Annotated in this window: 17 protein-coding genes; 6 read left to right on the top strand and 11 right to left on the bottom strand. The window is 63.5% G+C overall.

What is annotated here, in order from left to right; genetic code table 11:
* Nucleotides 1-177: 177 nt before the first annotated feature.
* Complete coding sequence (locus ACGFK1_RS18840; RefSeq protein WP_393432392.1) at nucleotides 178-1,566, top strand: NAD(P)/FAD-dependent oxidoreductase; 1,389 nt, start codon at nucleotides 178-180, stop codon at nucleotides 1,564-1,566.
* Nucleotides 1,567-1,574: 8 nt separating this feature from the next.
* Here ACGFK1_RS18840 and ACGFK1_RS18835 read toward each other — a convergent pair whose 3' ends face one another.
* From ACGFK1_RS18835 to ACGFK1_RS18785, 11 genes are all read right to left on the bottom strand, one after another.
* Nucleotides 1,575-2,252 (bottom strand): RraA family protein, encoded by a 678-nt coding sequence (locus ACGFK1_RS18835; RefSeq protein WP_393432237.1) that lies wholly within the window; start codon nucleotides 2,250-2,252, stop codon nucleotides 1,575-1,577.
* Nucleotides 2,225-2,497 carry a DUF6510 family protein gene (locus ACGFK1_RS18830; RefSeq protein WP_393432234.1) on the bottom strand — a complete coding sequence of 91 codons (273 nt, stop codon included), beginning with the start codon at nucleotides 2,495-2,497 and terminating at the stop codon, nucleotides 2,225-2,227. The genes ACGFK1_RS18835 and ACGFK1_RS18830 overlap by 28 nt, the downstream gene beginning before the upstream one ends.
* A 17-nt stretch (nucleotides 2,498-2,514) precedes the next feature.
* Nucleotides 2,515-3,255 (bottom strand): ferredoxin reductase, encoded by a 741-nt coding sequence (locus ACGFK1_RS18825; RefSeq protein WP_393432231.1) that lies wholly within the window; start codon nucleotides 3,253-3,255, stop codon nucleotides 2,515-2,517.
* 3 nt (nucleotides 3,256-3,258) lie between these two features.
* Complete coding sequence (locus ACGFK1_RS18820) at nucleotides 3,259-3,858, bottom strand: sulfite oxidase-like oxidoreductase (protein ID WP_393432228.1); 600 nt, start codon at nucleotides 3,856-3,858, stop codon at nucleotides 3,259-3,261.
* A gap of 320 nt (nucleotides 3,859-4,178) precedes the next feature.
* Nucleotides 4,179-4,736 (bottom strand): DUF421 domain-containing protein, encoded by a 558-nt coding sequence (locus ACGFK1_RS18815; protein WP_393432225.1) that lies wholly within the window; start codon nucleotides 4,734-4,736, stop codon nucleotides 4,179-4,181.
* On the bottom strand, nucleotides 4,733-6,448 hold the full coding sequence (gene ctaD / locus ACGFK1_RS18810) for a cytochrome c oxidase subunit I (protein WP_393432222.1): 1,716 nt from the start codon (nucleotides 6,446-6,448) through the stop codon (nucleotides 4,733-4,735). Before ctaD ends, ACGFK1_RS18815 begins: the two co-directional genes overlap by 4 nt.
* Nucleotides 6,445-7,581, bottom strand: a complete 1,137-nt coding sequence (gene tal, locus ACGFK1_RS18805) for a transaldolase (protein ID WP_393432219.1) — start codon at nucleotides 7,579-7,581, stop codon at nucleotides 6,445-6,447. Before tal ends, ctaD begins: the two co-directional genes overlap by 4 nt.
* Nucleotides 7,582-7,750: 169 nt before the next feature.
* Complete coding sequence (gene msrA, locus ACGFK1_RS18800) at nucleotides 7,751-8,278, bottom strand: peptide-methionine (S)-S-oxide reductase MsrA (protein WP_393432216.1); 528 nt, start codon at nucleotides 8,276-8,278, stop codon at nucleotides 7,751-7,753.
* The gene (msrB, locus tag ACGFK1_RS18795) at nucleotides 8,275-8,769 is read right to left on the bottom strand and encodes a peptide-methionine (R)-S-oxide reductase MsrB (protein WP_393432213.1); all 495 of its coding nucleotides are present in this window, start codon (nucleotides 8,767-8,769) and stop codon (nucleotides 8,275-8,277) included. The genes msrA and msrB overlap by 4 nt, the downstream gene beginning before the upstream one ends.
* A 57-nt stretch (nucleotides 8,770-8,826) precedes the next feature.
* Nucleotides 8,827-9,603 carry an SDR family NAD(P)-dependent oxidoreductase gene (locus tag ACGFK1_RS18790; protein ID WP_393432210.1) on the bottom strand — a complete coding sequence of 259 codons (777 nt, stop codon included), beginning with the start codon at nucleotides 9,601-9,603 and terminating at the stop codon, nucleotides 8,827-8,829.
* 364 nt (nucleotides 9,604-9,967) lie between these two features.
* Nucleotides 9,968-10,315 carry a hypothetical protein gene (locus ACGFK1_RS18785; protein ID WP_393432207.1) on the bottom strand — a complete coding sequence of 116 codons (348 nt, stop codon included), beginning with the start codon at nucleotides 10,313-10,315 and terminating at the stop codon, nucleotides 9,968-9,970.
* A 512-nt stretch (nucleotides 10,316-10,827) separates the two neighbouring features.
* On the opposite strand from ACGFK1_RS18785, the gene ACGFK1_RS18780 reads away from it, so the two are divergent.
* The 5 genes from ACGFK1_RS18780 (at nucleotide 10,828) to ACGFK1_RS18760 (ending at nucleotide 16,942) form a co-directional block, all read left to right on the top strand.
* Nucleotides 10,828-11,589, top strand: a complete 762-nt coding sequence (locus ACGFK1_RS18780) for a hypothetical protein (RefSeq protein ID WP_393432204.1) — start codon at nucleotides 10,828-10,830, stop codon at nucleotides 11,587-11,589.
* Between the two features lie 214 nt (nucleotides 11,590-11,803).
* The gene (locus ACGFK1_RS18775; RefSeq protein WP_393432201.1) at nucleotides 11,804-13,336 is read left to right on the top strand and encodes a S8 family peptidase; all 1,533 of its coding nucleotides are present in this window, start codon (nucleotides 11,804-11,806) and stop codon (nucleotides 13,334-13,336) included.
* A 17-nt stretch (nucleotides 13,337-13,353) separates the two neighbouring features.
* Nucleotides 13,354-14,625 (top strand): serine/threonine protein kinase, encoded by a 1,272-nt coding sequence (locus ACGFK1_RS18770; protein ID WP_393432198.1) that lies wholly within the window; start codon nucleotides 13,354-13,356, stop codon nucleotides 14,623-14,625.
* Between the two features lie 408 nt (nucleotides 14,626-15,033).
* Nucleotides 15,034-16,386, top strand: coding sequence for a hemopexin repeat-containing protein (locus ACGFK1_RS18765; RefSeq protein WP_393432195.1), 1,353 nt, complete (start codon nucleotides 15,034-15,036; stop codon nucleotides 16,384-16,386).
* Between the two features lie 10 nt (nucleotides 16,387-16,396).
* The gene (locus ACGFK1_RS18760) at nucleotides 16,397-16,942 is read left to right on the top strand and encodes a peptidoglycan DD-metalloendopeptidase family protein (RefSeq protein WP_393432192.1); all 546 of its coding nucleotides are present in this window, start codon (nucleotides 16,397-16,399) and stop codon (nucleotides 16,940-16,942) included.
* Nucleotides 16,943-16,967: the final 25 nt, after the last annotated feature.

Raw genomic sequence — 16,967 nt, 5'->3', positions numbered from 1 at the left:
ACCCCACAGACCGGGCGCCATTCACCACCGGACGTTCACCCGGTGCGAATGCTCTCGCGCCACAGCGCCCTCCGGGGCACCGCGACCAAGGGAGATCACATGCCTAGAGCCCAGACACGTGCCGGTTTGGTCAAGAACCGCCACGGCGGAGATGCCGTGGGGCAGCCACCTTCAATTCTGATCGTGGGTAGCGGATTCGCCGGATTCGAATGCGCACGCCAGCTCACCAAGCTGCTACAGCGGCACCGCTCCGACGCGACTGTGACCCTGATATCGCCCGTCGATTACCTGCTGTACACGCCCCTTCTACCCGACGTCGCCGGTGGAGCAATCGACCCCCGTTTTGCGACTGTGCCTTTGATCGACAAACTGCCGGGTGTGCAGTTGTTCAGGGCCTATGTCGATTCGGTGGACTTGTCTGCACGTTCACTGCAGTGCCGAGACCAGGAAAACACCTCCCACGAGCTTTCCTGGGATCGGCTCGTCCTGACCCCCGGCTCGATCAGTCGGCTGTTCGACATCCCTGGACTGGCCGAGCACGCGCGCGGCCTGAAGTCGATAGCCCAGGCGCTCTACCTACGCGACCACATCATCGAGCAGTTCGAACTAGCGCGCATCGACAGCAACCGGGAACGCGCGAATGCGCGCAGGACCATCGTGGTCGTTGGATCTTCTTATTCCGGAACAGAACTCATCGCACAGTTATCGGCAATGGCCACAGTGGCGGCGCGCGACTTCGGATTCGAGCCCGAGGACGTCAGGTTGATACTCGTCGAACGCTCGGGACGGCTGATGCCCGAACTGGGCCCCGGGTTGGCCGCACGAGCCGAGCGGGTGTTGAGAGAGCGTGGTGTGGAGATCATCACCGGTGTCACCCTTTCCCGGGTCGCGGTCGATCATGTTGTTCTCAGCGATGGGACCCGCGTCGGCACATACACCGTCGCATGGGTAGCCGGCGTGGTCGCGAGCCCTCTCATCGCAGCGACGGGGCTGCCGACTGAGAAAGGCAGACTCAAGGTCGGACCGGATTTGCAGGTGCCCGGTTTCGACGGCGTGTACGCCGGCGGTGACGCCGCGGCCGTGCCCGACGCCACCAACCCCGGAACGATAACGCCGCCGACTGCACAACACGCCAACCGGCAGGGCAAAGTCCTCGCGCGAAACGTCGCCGCCAGTCTGGGTTACGGCAAGGCCCGCAACTATCGACACCGCGATCTAGGAACCGTTGTCGACCTGGGTCCCGGATTCGCTGTCGCGAACCCGCTCAACGTTCAACTATCCGGTTTCGCCGCGAAACTCGTTACCCGGCTCTATCACCTTTACGCCATCCCCCGTAACGCCAACAGGTGGGCCGTTGCGCTGGGGTACGTCACCAACACTCTGTTCGCCCGGCCATTGGTATCGATCGGTTTGGCCCAATCCGCGCTGGCTCGATTCTCCGCCAGCGAGGAGTTCATGCCGGCATCCCTGGAGATGCGCCCCAGCGACGAGCAAATGTACGCCGATGACATGCGGTACCAGAAAGCGTCCGCCAAAGGGACGGCATCGTCGCCGAGAACCGATTGAGAGATCAGTCACATCTCGTTGTCTGCCAACGTATTCGGGGATTCATTTCTGATCGTTACGATGGACTCCGCGTCCGCCTCGACTACCTGGTTGGCCGTGTGCAGCACAGTCAGCACGTCGCAGGCCGGGATGACCACAGCGCCGGAGGCATCGGCGAATATGAAGTCGCCGGGATGAATCGCTACACCGTCGATGACCACCGGGCGGTTCGCCTCGTAGGGGGTGACCGTGTCACCGCCCCACCGTGTGGTTTCACCCCTGCAGTAGATCGCGAGATCGTAGTGTTCGAGTTCGGCGAAGTCGCGCAGCCTGCCGTCGGCGAGAACGCCTGCGAGCCGATGGTTTTCAGCCCGCGACAACTTCGTTCCTCCGGCCAACGACGCGTCAGTGTAGCCGTTGCTGGCCAAGACCAGCACGCGCCCCTTGGCGCCGTGTTCGATGGCTTGATAGAACAGCTTCGAAAACGTGTGCTGCTCCGGCGGCATTGCCGACCGGCATGCGGGGAAGAACGCGATGGTCACTGCAGGCCCGAAGAGTCTGCGACCGGGAGTGGGGCTCACCAGGTCGAGGAGATGACAGCGATGCCGATGCAGTCGCCCGATCGCGTCCACGATGTCGGCGGTGCGCACGCGACTGGCAAGCGTGTCGAGGGACTCCATCAGCCGGCCGGCACGGGGATCCGCCACGAGCGGGCACCGCTCAGGTCGAGCCACACATCGGTGGGCGTTCGTGACAGCCGGGCCAGGACGTTGTCACAACCCGGGCAGCGGGCCACGATGCCAGGGCCGCGAGAATAAACGTGGCTTTCGGCGAAGGCTACGTCGTGAGCACAGCCGGCGCAGATCAGCATCGCGGTGGTGACGTCGAATCCCAGTATCTCCGCGAAATCACCTGCTGCGGCGTTGCCGTCGACATGTGTGGGCTCTGTCATCATTCCTTCTTCCTCGACTAGCCGTTCGGGCCGAACCGCTCGGTCCGGATGGCTGATGGCCGATATCCTTGTCCGACCAGCGTCGCGGTCACCGATTCCACGAATCCCGTTGGACCGCAGACATACACGTGTACGTCGCCGCCGACGCTGAAACCCGGCACCGTGAGATCACTGCCGCCGATCCGCCCTGGCGGCCTGGCCGTCTGCGGCGTGGCCACTCGGGTGTAGATCACGGTTGTCGTCAGCCAGTCACAATCTCGCTCGAGTTGCGCCAATTCTTGTGCGTAGAAGACGTCAGCCGGACTGCGCACCGAGTAGACGAGCCGAAACTCTGCATCACCGTCCGCTGTCCGCTGTCGCAGCATCGCCATCAACGGCACGATGCCGGATCCGCCGGCGACCAGCAGTATCCGGCCCCGCTGGGCCGGCCGCCAGACGAACCAACCACCGATGGGTCCGCGAAGCTCGATCTCTTCACCGGGTTGAAGCCCGGTGAGGTAGGGCGAGACTTCTCCGTCAGGGAGCCGCTGCACCGTGAGTTCTATTCGCTCACCGTCGGCCGGCCTGCTCAGCGAATAACTACGCTGTGCGGTGTAACCGTCCTCGGCGGTCAGCTTGAGGTCGATGTGTTGACCGGCCGCGTGGCCGCGCCAACCCGGCACCTCCAGTGCGATGGTCTGGGCGGTATCGGTTTCGGGTTCGGACGCCACCACCCGCGCCACCAGCCACCGCAACTTCGGTGTCAGACCATCAGCCACCGGTCAATCCCCGGCATAGCGTTGCTCTCGCCACGGATCGCCGTAGCTGTGGTAGCCAAGACCTTCCCAGAATCCGGGTATGTCCGTCTCGCGCAACTCAATGGATCGCACCCACTTCGCGGATTTCCAGAAATACAGATGGGGCACCAACAGCCGCGCTGGGCCACCATGCACCGGCGGCAGCGGTTCGCCCTGATAACCGTAGACGATCCAGGCTTTGCCACCGAGGAGGTCTGCAACAGGGATGTTGGTGGTGTAGCCGCCGTAAGAGCCGACCAGTGCGAATTCGGCTGTGGTGTCTACCGATTCGAACAGTGTGTCGATTGAGACGCCTTCCCATTTGGTGTCCAGCTTGGACCAAGTGGTGACGCAATGTATGTCGACAGTGGGCTGCTCCTTGGGCAATTGCTTCAACTGGTTCCACGTCCATACGTGTTCGCCACCGCGCTCGTCGCGGATGGTGAACCGCCAGGCGTCGAGGTCGATGCGCGGAGTCGGTCCTGCCTGCAGCACCGGGAAATCCGGGGTCAGATGTTGACCGGGTGGCAGTTCGCGATCCACTTCTGCGCGGCGGCCATGAAAGCCTTTGTTGACAGTAGTCATTAGTGCTCCCTGTTGGTGATGATCAGCGCCCTATCCCGTGTTCTCTTTGTTGCCCGGGATAGCTGTCGGAGCCGATGGTGCGTGGACCGTCGGCGTGAACCGGTTCCCTCCGGTGGGATTGATGCTCTTCTCGGTCGGTGCAGGCGGCGGCGCGGCGGGAGGCGGAGCTTGTGTGGTCGCCGTTGTCGTCGTCGGTGGTTCAGTGGTCGACGGCGCCTCCGAACCTTTTCCACTACAGCTGGCGATCGAAGCGGCCAACCCAGCCAGCACCGCTGCGCCAGCGACCACACGTACCAGGCGGGCGGCATCCCAGTTGTGCATCACGATGTCTCCAATCGATCGGGGCAGGGGTGACTCGGACAAGGTCTCGTAGCGCCTGTTCGGATTCTCGAGGCGGGCTCAGCTCCTACCACAGAGATGGCACCTTTTGCTTCGAGAATGGCGAGATGGATACCGTCGGCGTCGAGATGCCCGTGTTCGCGCAGCACCGCCTCTAAATCCGCGGTGGTCAGGCCGCAGCGGCGTAGCGTGCGTCGGTTCACCTCACCGTCTTTGATCAAGACCATCAGCGGCGGATCGACGAACCTGCACATTGCGGGAATCAAGCGCAGTCGGGCGATGACCGCGTGGGCGCCAAGTACGCACAGCAGTGCGGTGGTCGCCTGCAGCCACGCGGTGTCGGTCGCGGTGGCGGCACGTCCGACGATGGCTCCGGCGGCGACGGCGGCGATCCAGTCGAATGGTGCGAATTCCGCCAAGGTACGTCGTTGGGTGAAGCGGAATAAAATCGCCGCGGTCACGAATAACGCGGAGGTTTTGATAGCTACGTCCGCCACGGTGGGCAGATCGCCGATCAGGGCATGCACTAGCCGGTTCACGGTGCCGCCACCGATCGGTGACGGGTGCGATGCACGTGCGCCTCGTCGCGTATCCGGTCAACCATGTGTGGATAGTGCAGTTCGAATGCCGGACGCGCCGAACGGATTCGGGGCAACTCAGTGAAGTTGTGCCGCGGCGGCGGGCAACTGGTGGCCCACTCGAGCGAGTTGCCGTAGCCCCACGGATCGTCGACCATGACCGGTTCCCCGTAGCGCCAGCTCTTGAATACATTCCACACGAACGGCAGTACCGAGGCACCGAGGATGAAGGCGCCGATCGTCGATACCACGTTCAAGGTGGTGAATCCGTCGGTGGGCAGGTAATCAGCGTAGCGGCGCGGCATACCCGCGGCGCCGAGCCAATGGTGCACCAGGAACGTGCCGTGGAAGCCGATCAAGGTCAACCAGAAGTGCAGCTTGCCCAGCCGCTCATCCAGCAGCCGGCCGGTCATTTTGGGAAACCAAAAGTACACCCCACCGTAGGTGGCGAACACGATGGTGCCGAACAGCACGTAATGGAAGTGCGCCACCACGAAGTAGGAGTCGGTGACGTGAAAGTCGATGGGCGGCGAGGCAAGCAGGACGCCCGAAAGGCCGCCAAGCAGGAACGTGACAAGAAAGCCGATCGAGAACAGCATCGGTGTCTCGAACGTCAGCTGGCCCTTCCACATCGTGCCGATCCAGTTGAAGAACTTGATGCCCGTGGGCACTGCGATCAGGAACGTCATGAACGAGAAGAACGGGAGCAGCACCGCACCGGTGGCGTAGAGGTGATGTGCCCACACCGCGATTGACAATGCAGCGATCGAGGTTGTCGCATAGACCATTCCGATGTAGCCGAAGAGCGGCTTACGCGAGAACACCGGGATGATCTCGGTGACGATGCCGAAGAACGGCAACGCGATGATGTACACCTCCGGGTGCCCGAAGAACCAGAACAAGTGCTCCCACAACAGGGTGCCGCCGTTGGCCGGGTCGAAGATGTGCGCGCCCAGGTGGCGGTCAGCGGCCAATCCGAACAGCGCCGAGGTCAACAACGGGAATGCGACCAGCACGATCACGCTGGTCACCAGGATGTTCCAGGTGAAGATCGGCAACCGGAACATCGTCATGCCCGGCGCGCGCATGCACACCACGGTGGTGATCATATTGACCGCGCCCAGAATGGTGCCCAGGCCGCCGACGATCAAGCCCATGATCCACAGATCGCCGCCGGCGCCCGGCGTGTGGATGGCGTTCGAGAGCGGCGTGTAGGCGGTCCAGCCGAAATCAGCGGGGCCGCCCGGGGCGGCGAAGCCTCCCAAGGCGATCAACGCGCCGAGCAGAAACAGCCAGAACGACAACGCATTCAGTCGCGGGAACGCTACGTCGGGCGCACCGATCTGAAGCGGCAACACCAGATTGGCGAACCCGAACACGACCGGTGTGGCGTAGAACAGCAGCATCACCGTGCCATGCATGGTGAACAGCTGGTTGTACTGTTCATTGGACAGGAATTGCAGACCGGGCGCCGCCAGTTCGGTACGGATGAACAGAGCCATCAAACCGCCGATGAAGAAGAACGCGAAGCAGACAACGACGTACATCATGCCGATCACCTTGTGATCGGTGGTCGTTATCAGCTTGTAGAGCAGCGTGCCCTTGGGACCCTGCCGGGCGGGAAAGGGACGCCGCGCCTGCAGTTCACCGACAGCGGATGCCTGGGTGGTCAACGACCCGGCCCTCCCCCGCCACGCTCGGTTTCGGTCGTTGAACTGGGATAGGCGTCGAGGAGTTGGCGCCAAGAGGCGGTGAACTTGGCGACGCCGTCGTTTTCGAGCACCGAGAAGACGTCGGCGAGGTCGACACCGGCTGCACTGATCTGATCGAGCACCGTTCGGGACCTATCGGCCGTGCCGATGATGGAGTCGGCCACGGCGCCGTGGTCGGCGACGGCTTCCAGAGTGTCTTCCGGAATGGTGCTGACGGTGTGCGGTGCGATCAGCTCGGTGACGTACATGGTGTCGGGATAGTCGGGGTTCTTCACTCCGGTGGATGCCCAAAGCGGACGCTGCACGTGGGCGCCGGCGCTGCTGAGTCGGGCGTAACGCGGTCCTGATTCGAACACGTCCTGGTAGGCCGCATATGCCAGGCGGGCATTGGCGATGGCCGCCTTGCCGCGCAACCCCAAGGCGCGATCGGTGCCGATCGTTTCGAGACGCCGATCGACTTCGGTGTCGACCCGGGAGACGAACAACGAAGCCACCGAGTGGATTTCGGCGAGATTCCGACCGGCGAGTTGCGCGGCTTCCAGCCCGGCCAGATAGGCATCCATCACCTGTCGATGACGCTCGACGGAGAAGATGAGCGTCACGTTGACTGAAATGCCTTCGGCCAGCGCGGCGGTGATGGCCTGCATCCCCGCCGATGTGGCAGGAATCTTGATGAAGAGGTTCGGGCGGTCGATGATCTTCCACAGCGCGGCGGCCTGGCGGACCGTCGCCTCGGGATCGTTCGCAAGCCGCGGATCGACCTCGATCGATACCCGCCCATCGACACCACCGGATGCCTCCCACTGCGGCCGCAGGATGTCGCAGGCCGACCGCACGTCGTCGGTGATGACGGTGAAGATCGCGAATTCCGGGTCGGCACCCTGCCGGGCCAATTCGGTGAGCTGCCGCGTGTAAGACTGGCTCCCTGAGATTGCCCGCTCGAAAATCGACGGGTTTGCGGTGACGCCCACCACGCTTCTGGTGTCGATCAGATGCTGCAGATTTCCCGATGTGATGCGGTCACGGGACAGGTCGTCCAACCAGACCGACACGCCCGCCGCGGACAGCGCGCTGAGAACGGCGTTTTGTGTCATCTGACAGCCGCCTGCACGTGTTGGTGACGACGCCTTCGGGAAATTCGCGCGGCAATCAGCGTGGCGCCGTAGGCGATGACCGGTGAGTACGCTGCGGTGAGCATCTGCCGATCGCGCGCCGACAGAACCTGACACCGCGCGTGATGGCGGTCATTCACACGGGTCCGACTCACCGACGGTGCTCCGCGCTTTCAGATCCGCTGCGGTCAGGCAGCTTCCATTGCGGCCGGATGTAGTGGCACGTATACCCGCCCGGGTAGCGCTGCAGGTAATCCTGATGCTCTGGTTCGGCCTCCCAGAAGGGACCGGCCGGGGTCACCTCGGTGACTACCGGGCCGGGCCACAGGCCCGAAGCCTCGACCTCGGCGATGGTTTCGCACGCGATGCGCTTCTGATCGTCGTCGAGGTAGAAGATCGCGGATCGGTAGCTGGTGCCGACGTCGTTGCCTTGGCGATTCTTGGTCGACGGGTCGTGGATCTGGAAGAAGAACTCGAGCAGGGTGCGGTAATCCGTCTTGGCGGGATCGTAGGTGATCTCGATCGCCTCGGCGTGCCCGGGGTGGTTGCGGTAGGTGGGGTGCTCGTTCTCGCCGCCCGTGTAACCGACCCGGGTCGATTCCACACCGGGCAGCAGGCGCACGAGGTCCTGGACGCCCCAGAAGCAGCCGCCCGCCAGAATCGCCGTTGCGGTGCTCATCGGCGCGGCTCCGTGAGCTGAGAATCGGTGTGCTGCCCGGCCTTGGCGGCGGTGTCGAACAGGCTCAGGTAATCCCCGTAACCCTCGGCCTGGAGGTTGTCGCGGTGAATAAAGCGCAGCGCGGCGGAGTTGATGCAGTAACGCAAGCCGCCCCTCTCCAGGGGTCCGTCGGCGAAGACGTGTCCCAGGTGGCTGTCGCCGTGGCGCGAGCGGACCTCGGTGCGCTCCATGATGTGGCGGTGGTCGGCCTTTTCGACGATGTTGTCGCCGTCGATCGGTTTGGTGAAGCTCGGCCAGCCGGTGCCGCTGTCGAACTTGTCGAGCGAAGCGAACAGCGGCTCACCCGATACCACGTCGACGTAGATGCCTGGCTCGTGGTTGTCGAGATATTCGCCGGTGAAGGGCCGCTCGGTGCCGCTCTCCTGAGTGACGTAGTACTGCTCAGGGCGCAGCCCGGCGATCGCTTCCGGATTCTTGTGATAGTCGTGCATCAGAGGTGCTCCTGGTGTTGAGTGCAAATTTTGATTGCGCTGGGATAGGCCGGTGGGCTAGTTGCGGCCGGCCATGATGCCGCCATCGACGTTGAGAATCGCGCCGGTGATCCAGCTTGATTGTTCGGAGAGCAGGAAAGTGATGGCGTTGGCCACATCCACCGGGGTACCGACGCGGCCGAGGGGATGAAGCGGTGCGAACGTCGCCAGCGTGTCGTCGATCTGCTCCTTGGGGACGAACCGTTCGTACAGAGGTGTTTTCACCACTGCGGGCGCGACGGCGTTGACGCGAATCTGATGACCTGCCAGCTCGATGGCCAGGTTGTGAGTGAGCGCGTGCAAGCCGGCCTTCTGCATGGAGTAGCCCGTCGACGGTGTCGCACCGATGGCCTGATGCGCCCACATAGAGCCGATGTTGACGATTGATCCGCCCTTGCCTCCGGCGACCATGCCTGCGACAACGGTCTGAGTGAGGAAGAACAGCGCGTAGTTCAGATCCAGGTAGGAGTCGTACGCCTCGGAGTCGTATTCCATGAACGGCTTCGGGATGAAGAAGCCGGCCGCGTTGACCAGCAGCGTTGCGTCGCTGTGGTTTTCCGATAGTTCGCGTTGCACGTCGGTGACGGCGGACCGGTCGGTCAGCTCGGCAGCGATCCCCCAGGCACGACCCTGCCGGTTGGTCAACTCGGCCACGGTCTCGTCGACACGACTCTTGGAGCGCCCGATGATCACTGCGCTACCACCTCGATCGATGACGTCGAGCGCGGCCTGGCGTCCCATGCCCGCACTACCGCCGACGACAACGACTTTCTTACCGTCGAACTCCGAACCCATCCCTGCGCTTCCTTCCCGTGATTTGTTCACCTGTCACGCCGCCGGATCGGACCTTTGGCCGTGTGCGGCCGGAACAATTGCGACGGCCGCGCAGGTCTTTCGGGAACCAAGCCTGGTTTGCTTCGGGGTGAGCTGTCTTCACCCTTTGGCGCCTATCACCCGGGTGAGGGCGAATCGAGCGCACCGTTCTCGATGTGACGTGATGTGGCGCGATGCAGTTGTGCCGCGCCAAAAGGCACGCCAGCGGAGGCGCCCAGAGCGCCGGAAATGTCCTGTAGCACAGGAGTATCGCGGTGACCGAAACCACAACCACCGCGGCGATGACGAAGATCGAATGCTAACGCACCAACTCGCGTTTCACCGGTTAAGCACTTTCGGCGACGTCCGACACATCGGGGCAGCCGTCGTTGATCCATAGCTCAATCGCACGTATGGACTCGTCTGGCACTGGGTCGAAACCAACTGGCATGCGGGGAAACTCCGCATCCGGACCGGAGCCGAAGGGCGGCTCGCCCTTCAACGACAAGATCAAATTCGAGTTGGCGCCGTCACCGGACTTCACGATCGGTTGTCCGAGCAGCTTCGTGGCGACGAACTCATCCCGAGTGACGTTGCGCCAGAAGGCGTGGTGTGGGGGGCCGACCTCGGTCTGTGGACCATTGACTGCGGCGTCGAGGATCTCGACGACCTCACGAAAGGTGTTGATGCCCATTTGTTCTCTCCTGCCTCGTATGGTTGATCCGCCAGGTCCGACTCGTCACAGACGTCTGCCGGGCGCGCGGCTACAACGCAAACCGTCCTGCCGAGCCATCGCTGCGCTGCGGCGGGGCGATCTGGTCGAGGCTTCACTGCGACCGCGAAGTTTCGACATATCGCCGGTCGCACGTCGATGCTGCCATGGGCCTACCCTTTCGAGAGTGCCGATGAATTGTCATCACCCGCGTTGTCGATTCACCCGGGTGATGTCGCATCGTTTCCGGCGATCGGCGCGTTGACCGGGCTCTTTGCTGGGTGGAGCGCCGTCGTCCTCTCCGAGGATCTTGTGCGCGCGAACAGTTCGCGGTCGGCGGGACCGTGCACTCGTGGGTGACGCGTCCACTTCGCAGACATTGGCGGTGAGGTAGCGGATTACTCATGTCGGTCGTCGCCGCGAGGCCGACACTGAGGACTTATCCGCCGGCGATGAGTCAGCGGGCGTGCACAACGATCAGACAGGGGGATCCGATGCGCAGAGCGGTCGAGGTCAAGGTCAATGTCGAGGGAGCGGTGGCGGATGCGCTCGCGGCGCTACGCATCGACGGAGGAGAAACGATAAAGCGTCAGATCTGGTTCGCCGATGACCATGACGGCGTGCTGCGCGGCGATCTGCCGCTGTTGGCCCGCGGCGTCATCATCAGGTTCCGCAGCGGCGACGAACCAGACGACCTCACCGTCAAATTACGACCGTGCGACGAGCGCAATCTTGTCGGCCGGTGGCAGCACGGTATCGAGGGTGAAGAATTCGAGTACCGGATCGAAGGTGACTGGGCGGGCAGCAGGCACTCTGTCGCCGCGTCGGCGGTCGGCAAACACGGGCAGGGCGCCTTGCTGGCTGCGGTAGGTCAAGACGCCGAGCCTGCCACCGTACTGAGCCGCGATCAGCGTGAGTTCGTTGAACAGTGTGTGCATCCCACCGTGTGTCTGGATCGACTCATCGCACTTGGGCCTATCGCCGCCACCAAGTGGGCCGACCGAACGATCGGCAATGTCGAGAAGGTCTGCATCGAGCGGTGGACCGTCGGCGACTTGGATCTGTTGGAGCTTTCGATCCGGGTCAAGCAGAAAGACGAGGAGAACGCCGAGGATTTCGAATCGCGCGTCGGCCAGAAACAGCGGCAGCTGCAAGCCGCAGTTCGCGCCGACGGGGTGCAGATCGCCGACCGCGAGGAGAACAAAACCCAGCTCGTCATGAACACACTTGCCGGACTTCGCCTCGTCGACCACTAGCGAGTCTGGGGCATGTAGGTGGGCTTTCGGACGGCCAGCGCATCTCAGGCGATGTCGGCGCCGGAGCGCAAACGAGTACCGCATTACGCATGTGTGAATGGTGCCGTTGCCCGACACTAGGTGCAGATCGCGATAGCTCCTGGGGGAGCTCGTCAGCCTGGCCGGTCACCGGGGCGCTGGCGCGCGATCACCACACCGACGCGGGGGGACACCAGTGACGACCAGCGAGCCGCCGCCAGCTGCCCGAGCTCCGCTCGTCAGCCCGGTGCTGTTGGCGCCGACGATCCCTGCGGAGGCTCAAGCCGCCGTCCTCGCCGACGGTGACCAACGCGCAGTACTGATTGAACTGCGCGTCGGTCCCGGCGATGATCCCGCCGAGGTACGAGACAGTTTCCTTCTGCTGTTCAGTCGGGTGTTCGGCAAGACTGCTATGTCGGGGCGCACCCCGGTTCCCGTCGGCCGTCATTACATGCGATGCGCGCTGACGCCCGCCGAGATCGATCGCTTGATCAACGGCGGCGCGAGACACAGCGCCGCGTTGGCCGACCGCGCCATCACCCTGATCTTCCGAATGTGGCCGGACCTGGTCGTCGAAGCACATCTGGATCGCTCGTTGACCACCGTTCAGGCCGACGCGGCATCGCGCACCTTCAATTGCGGGGGCACCGGAGTGGTGTGGGCCGTACTCGATTCGGGGGTGGACCACAAGCACCCGCACTTTTTCGCCAACAAGACCTTGACGTCGAGCGCAGTCAACAAACTGCATCGCGACTTCACGATCGGCGACGTCGGCGGTGATCAGGCGTCCGCGTTGACCGACCCGTTCGGTCACGGCACTCATGTCGCGGGCATCATCGCGGGACAGGCGCCGCGAACCAAGGCGACCCTGCGGCTGGCCACCAACGAACCAACGATGGACGGTCTTCCGCGATGGGTCGCGCGCGACCTTGCCGCAGGCACGTCGCTGTCAGGTGTGGCACCCAACGCCAACCTGGTCAGCCTGAGAGTCCTCGATGAGAACGGCAAGAGTCTGCAAAGCGCTGTCATCGACGCGCTGGATTACGTGCGGACCCTCAACAGCGGTGGGCGCGACCTGCGAATCCACGGAGTCAACTTATCGCTGGGATGTGCCTGGCAGCCGACGGATTATGCTGCAGGACAAAGCCCGTTGTGTAAGGAACTGGACTTGCTGGTGGGCACGGGCGTCGTTGCGGTGGTCAGCGCCGGCAACATCGGTGCAGGGGTCGTCGGCGGATTCGTCGGCGCGGACGTTGCCGGCAGGACGACCGACGTGTACGGGCAGCTATCCACGATCACCGATCCGGGCAACTCGTTGTCCGCCATCACCGTCGGCTCGGTGCATCGCTACAAACCACACACCTACGGCGTGACCTTCAATTCGTCAAAGGGCCCCACGCTCGACGGCCGACTCAAACCCGACCTGGTGGCGCCCGGGGAACGCATCACATCGGCCGCCACCGGCAAGAAGGCCCAGGGCATCGGTCCACTGGAAGCCAAGCCATTACCGAACGACGTTGCCGCGTACATGGAACAGAGCGGCACGTCGATGGCCGCCGCGCATGTGTCAGGGGTCATTGCAGCGTTCCTGTCGGCCCGCAACGAATTCATCGGCCAGCCACAGCAAGTGAAGAAGATATTCATCGACTCAGCCACCGACATCGGGCGACATCCGTTTTTTCAGGGCGCCGGTGTCGTCAATCTGATGCGCGCGTTGACCAGTACCTAAGAAGGGAAGAAACGACCATGACCACGATCAACGGAATGCCGTACTACGAAGTGCATTTCAACGCCGACGGCACATTGGACACCGCCCACGGCCACGGTGACGGCGGCCTGCCTGCGGCGATCGCCAGCGGCGGCGTCTCGGATCTCTTCGTGTTGTCACACGGGTGGAACAACGGCGTCGCGTCCGCGCGTGACCTGTACGAGTCGATGTTCTCCCTGCTCGCCGATCAGCTCGCTGCGCGCAAGTCCACCAGCGCGGCCGTCGGCGTGATCTGGCCGTCGTTGTTGTTTCCTGACGACGATCCGGCCACTGCGCCGCAGGTGCCATCGACGGGATCTGAGCTGGCCGCGGCGCTCGCCCCGGCGTTTCCAGACCAGCACCACAAGCTCGACACACTCGGTAAGTTGCTCGACGACAAGCCACAGGACGCCGACAAGCTGACCGAGTTCCACAGCCTGGCTGCCGGTTTGGTGACCACGCCACCCCAAGGCGATGAGGACGCCGGCGAGGCGGCGTTGATCACCTCCGACACCGTCACCGTGCTCGGTCACGCTGCCGCGATGGCGCCGGTGACGGTCGACGGCGCCCAAGGGGTGGGTGACGTGTTCGGCGGATTGTGGTCGGGCGCGCGGGAGGTTCTGCGCACGATGAGCTACTACGAGATGAAGAACCGCGCGGGCGTTGTGGGCCAGCATGGCTTGGGTCCGCTACTGGCTACGCTGACCGGGCCTACGGGAGGGCCGCGAATCCATCTGATAGGCCATAGTTTTGGGGCACGACTGGTGTCGTATGCGCTAGCGGGCCTACCGGTTGACGCCACGGGCACCACCAGCCCGGTCAAATCGCTCACACTGATCCAAGGGGCGTTTTCTCACTTCGCGTTCTCCTCCACGTTGCCGTTTGACCGGACACGGGGCGGGGCGTTGGCGGGCCTGGCCGCGAAAGTCGATGGTCCATTGCTCGCCACGTTCAGCAGTGCCGACCGCGCCGTTGGCTGGTGGTACCCCGCGGCGAGCATGCTGGCCCGTGAAGATGCCCAGGCCGCCCAGGAGCTCGCCTACAGGTGGGGCGCCATGGGTCATGACGGATACCAGAATGATCCTGCCGCCTCCGTCGTCCCACTCGCCGCGGCGGGCCACCCCTATGACTTCGCGGCGGGCCGTTTCTACGCGCTCGACAGCAATGGAGTCGTCGCAGCCAACCAGTCGGCATTCAGCGGTGCGCACAGCGACATCCGCCACCCCCAAATCCTTTGGGCCATAGCCGAAGCCGCTAAAGCCACGCGCTGACAGGTACCTGCACGGTCAGGAGGATCCGATGCGGTTCCGAACTTCGGTGGCGGGGCGCGTCGGCAACACTGACCCGTCCCCCATTCCGTCGGCCCTGAACGGCTTCGTCGACTACCGAACCTTCGGCGTTCCGGTGATTTCCCAGCCACGCAGTCGGAGACGGGTGCAGTTCGGCCGCATCGAAAATCGCCGCCCAGAGCTCTCTGCGCGAATGCCGGACACCGTCGTCACCGGAGCCGTCGTGGGCTCGAGGTCAGACCGACATGGTCGGCGGTCATCGTCAGACGAGTAGTCAAACGACGAATTCGTCTTTTCCTTTTCCGTTTCTGCTTCATTTCAGCGCAGATCCGGCTGTAATGGACATGGCCGATCAGGGCCAGGCAGGTAGCGACGTTCGGGGGGTTCGTCATGGCTAAGGCCTACTTCATTGGCAGCGGATCGTATTCGAGGTACGACACCGCGGCCGACAAGATCGATGCGGGATATCCCAAACCGATCACGAGCGGCTGGGCAGGCATCGAGGCCACCGCTTTTGCGGGCGGGTTTGACAGTGCATTCGATCTGGGCAACGGGAAGCTCTATCTGTTCCTCGGGTCGGACTATCTAAGAATCGACCAGGCGAGCAACAAGGTCGACAGCGAGGCGAGGCCGATCGCCGGCAACTGGGGCGGCTTCGCCGAGAACGGATTCGGCGACACCATCCAAGCAGCGGTGAACTGGGGAAATGGGAAGGGGTACTTCTTCCGCGGCGACAGATACATCGAGTACGACATCGTAAGCGACACAGTGGATCCCACCGCGTCCGGACTCATCGCGGGCAACTGGCCCGGCTTGGCGGAAGCGGGATTCGGAGACAACATCGACTGCGTCGTGATGTGGGACAATGGCAACGCTTATTTCTTCAGAGGCGACCAATACGTCCGGTATGTTGTCGGAAGCGGAGTTGCTGAGGGATACCCGCTGCCAATCGCGGACTACTGGCCCGGATTCTCCGACGCCGGTCTTGCCAGCGGCGTTGACGCCGCATGGCTCAAGCTCAGCGGGGCCGGCGGCGGCGGTGGCAGCACCTCCATCACAGGCCTGGTGCCAGGCGATCACGTGTGGTACTGGAACGGGAAGGTCTCTGTCGCACAGGATATTCCACGCTTCGACTGGTTCGAAGGCCTCGATGGCAACCATCTGGATCCCGCCGACAACACCGACTACGGCGGACACGGCAAGGAGATCTTTAACTTCGTCGTGCACGCCGACGGAACGCTTCGGCGTGGGCAGCCACACATGACGGGGTTCGCGGGGACCTTCGCGTGGCTGGACAACAATCCCGGCAACATCACTGGCGGTAAGAACGGCACCAACTGGGGCCAGTACATGAACAAGTTCAACTGGCACAGCTTCCTGGTGTTCCCGACGGAGCAAGCCGGCCGCGACGCGATCAGACGGGTGCTGTTGGAAGGGGGCTACCCCGCCAAAACCCGGGGTGTCAAGCAGTGGCCCGCCGGCCGGTACCGCGATCTCGGCATCACCGAGGCGTTTCACCGTTGGGCGCCCGCAGAGGACGGCCACAACAAGCCTGATGTCTATGGGGCGAAAGCCGCTTCAGCCGCCGGCGTTTCGCAGGAGACGGTGATCAGCACGCTCAGCGATGCGCAGATGAGTTCGGTGCAGGATGCGGTGAAGGACATGGAGGGCTGGGTCCCCGGCGACGAGTGGAGCCGTGACGACCCCCGGGTGCCGGCTGCAGTGCGCGCGGCGCTGGCGTAGGAGGCGACTCGTGGCAACTGGATTCTCGATCGACATGAACGGTGTCTACGACATCGGCGGGTTCACGGCTGGTCTCGGCGGCCCGGCCGAGGGCGGGCACGCCGCGCAGACGGACTGGTACAACCGTTTCGGCATGGACCTCGGCGCCGATCCGGGTACCACCGTCTTCGCGGCGTTCGACGCTCACATCACGAAGTACAACCCGCACAGGCCAGAGGCGGATGGCACGGAGGCCAACGGCAGAGGCTACGGCGCGCAACTGTTCATGCGGTCGATCAACGACGGGATGGGCGCGTTCTACACGCACATCAGCGAGGTACCGGAAGGCCTCGCGGTTGGTACGCAGATTTCCCGTGGCGACGTGCTGGGGTCGGTATTCGAGTTCGTCGGCATCACACCACATGTCCACATGGCCATCGTCGAGATTGTCGGCGCGTTGGTGCCAGCCAACTACCACGGTGTCGACAGTCTGTACACGCTGATGCAGAACCTGACCGTGAGAGACACCGCGACCGTCAACTTCAATCAAGACGGCACACCGCCGTGGGTCAGCTAGCTGGGATCAGACCGACGCGACATTG

It is taken from the genome of Mycobacterium sp. NPDC048908 (genome assembly GCF_043197955.1).
Classification (GTDB): Bacteria; Actinomycetota; Actinomycetes; order Mycobacteriales; family Mycobacteriaceae; genus Mycobacterium.
Note: the sequence above shows the minus strand (reverse complement) of the source record. Positions and strands in the feature narration are given on the sequence as shown.

Bases quoted from the DNA above. Each gene is read 5' to 3' on its own strand.
- ACGFK1_RS18770 (WP_393432198.1), top strand. From the start codon at position 13,354: ATGACCACGATCAACGGAATGCCGTACTACGAAGTGCATTTCAACGCC.
- ACGFK1_RS18780 (WP_393432204.1), top strand. From the start codon at position 10,828: ATGCGCAGAGCGGTCGAGGTCAAGGTCAATGTCGAGGGAGCGGTGGCG.
- ACGFK1_RS18785 (WP_393432207.1), bottom strand. From the start codon at position 10,315: ATGGGCATCAACACCTTTCGTGAGGTCGTCGAGATCCTCGACGCCGCA.
- tal (WP_393432219.1), bottom strand. From the start codon at position 7,581: ATGACACAAAACGCCGTTCTCAGCGCGCTGTCCGCGGCGGGCGTGTCG.
- ACGFK1_RS18830 (WP_393432234.1), bottom strand. From the start codon at position 2,497: ATGACAGAGCCCACACATGTCGACGGCAACGCCGCAGCAGGTGATTTC.
- msrA (WP_393432216.1), bottom strand. From the start codon at position 8,278: ATGAGCACCGCAACGGCGATTCTGGCGGGCGGCTGCTTCTGGGGCGTC.
- ACGFK1_RS18765 (WP_393432195.1), top strand. From the start codon at position 15,034: ATGGCTAAGGCCTACTTCATTGGCAGCGGATCGTATTCGAGGTACGAC.
- msrB (WP_393432213.1), bottom strand. From the start codon at position 8,769: ATGCACGACTATCACAAGAATCCGGAAGCGATCGCCGGGCTGCGCCCT.
- ACGFK1_RS18790 (WP_393432210.1), bottom strand. From the start codon at position 9,603: ATGGGTTCGGAGTTCGACGGTAAGAAAGTCGTTGTCGTCGGCGGTAGT.
- ACGFK1_RS18820 (WP_393432228.1), bottom strand. From the start codon at position 3,858: ATGACTACTGTCAACAAAGGCTTTCATGGCCGCCGCGCAGAAGTGGAT.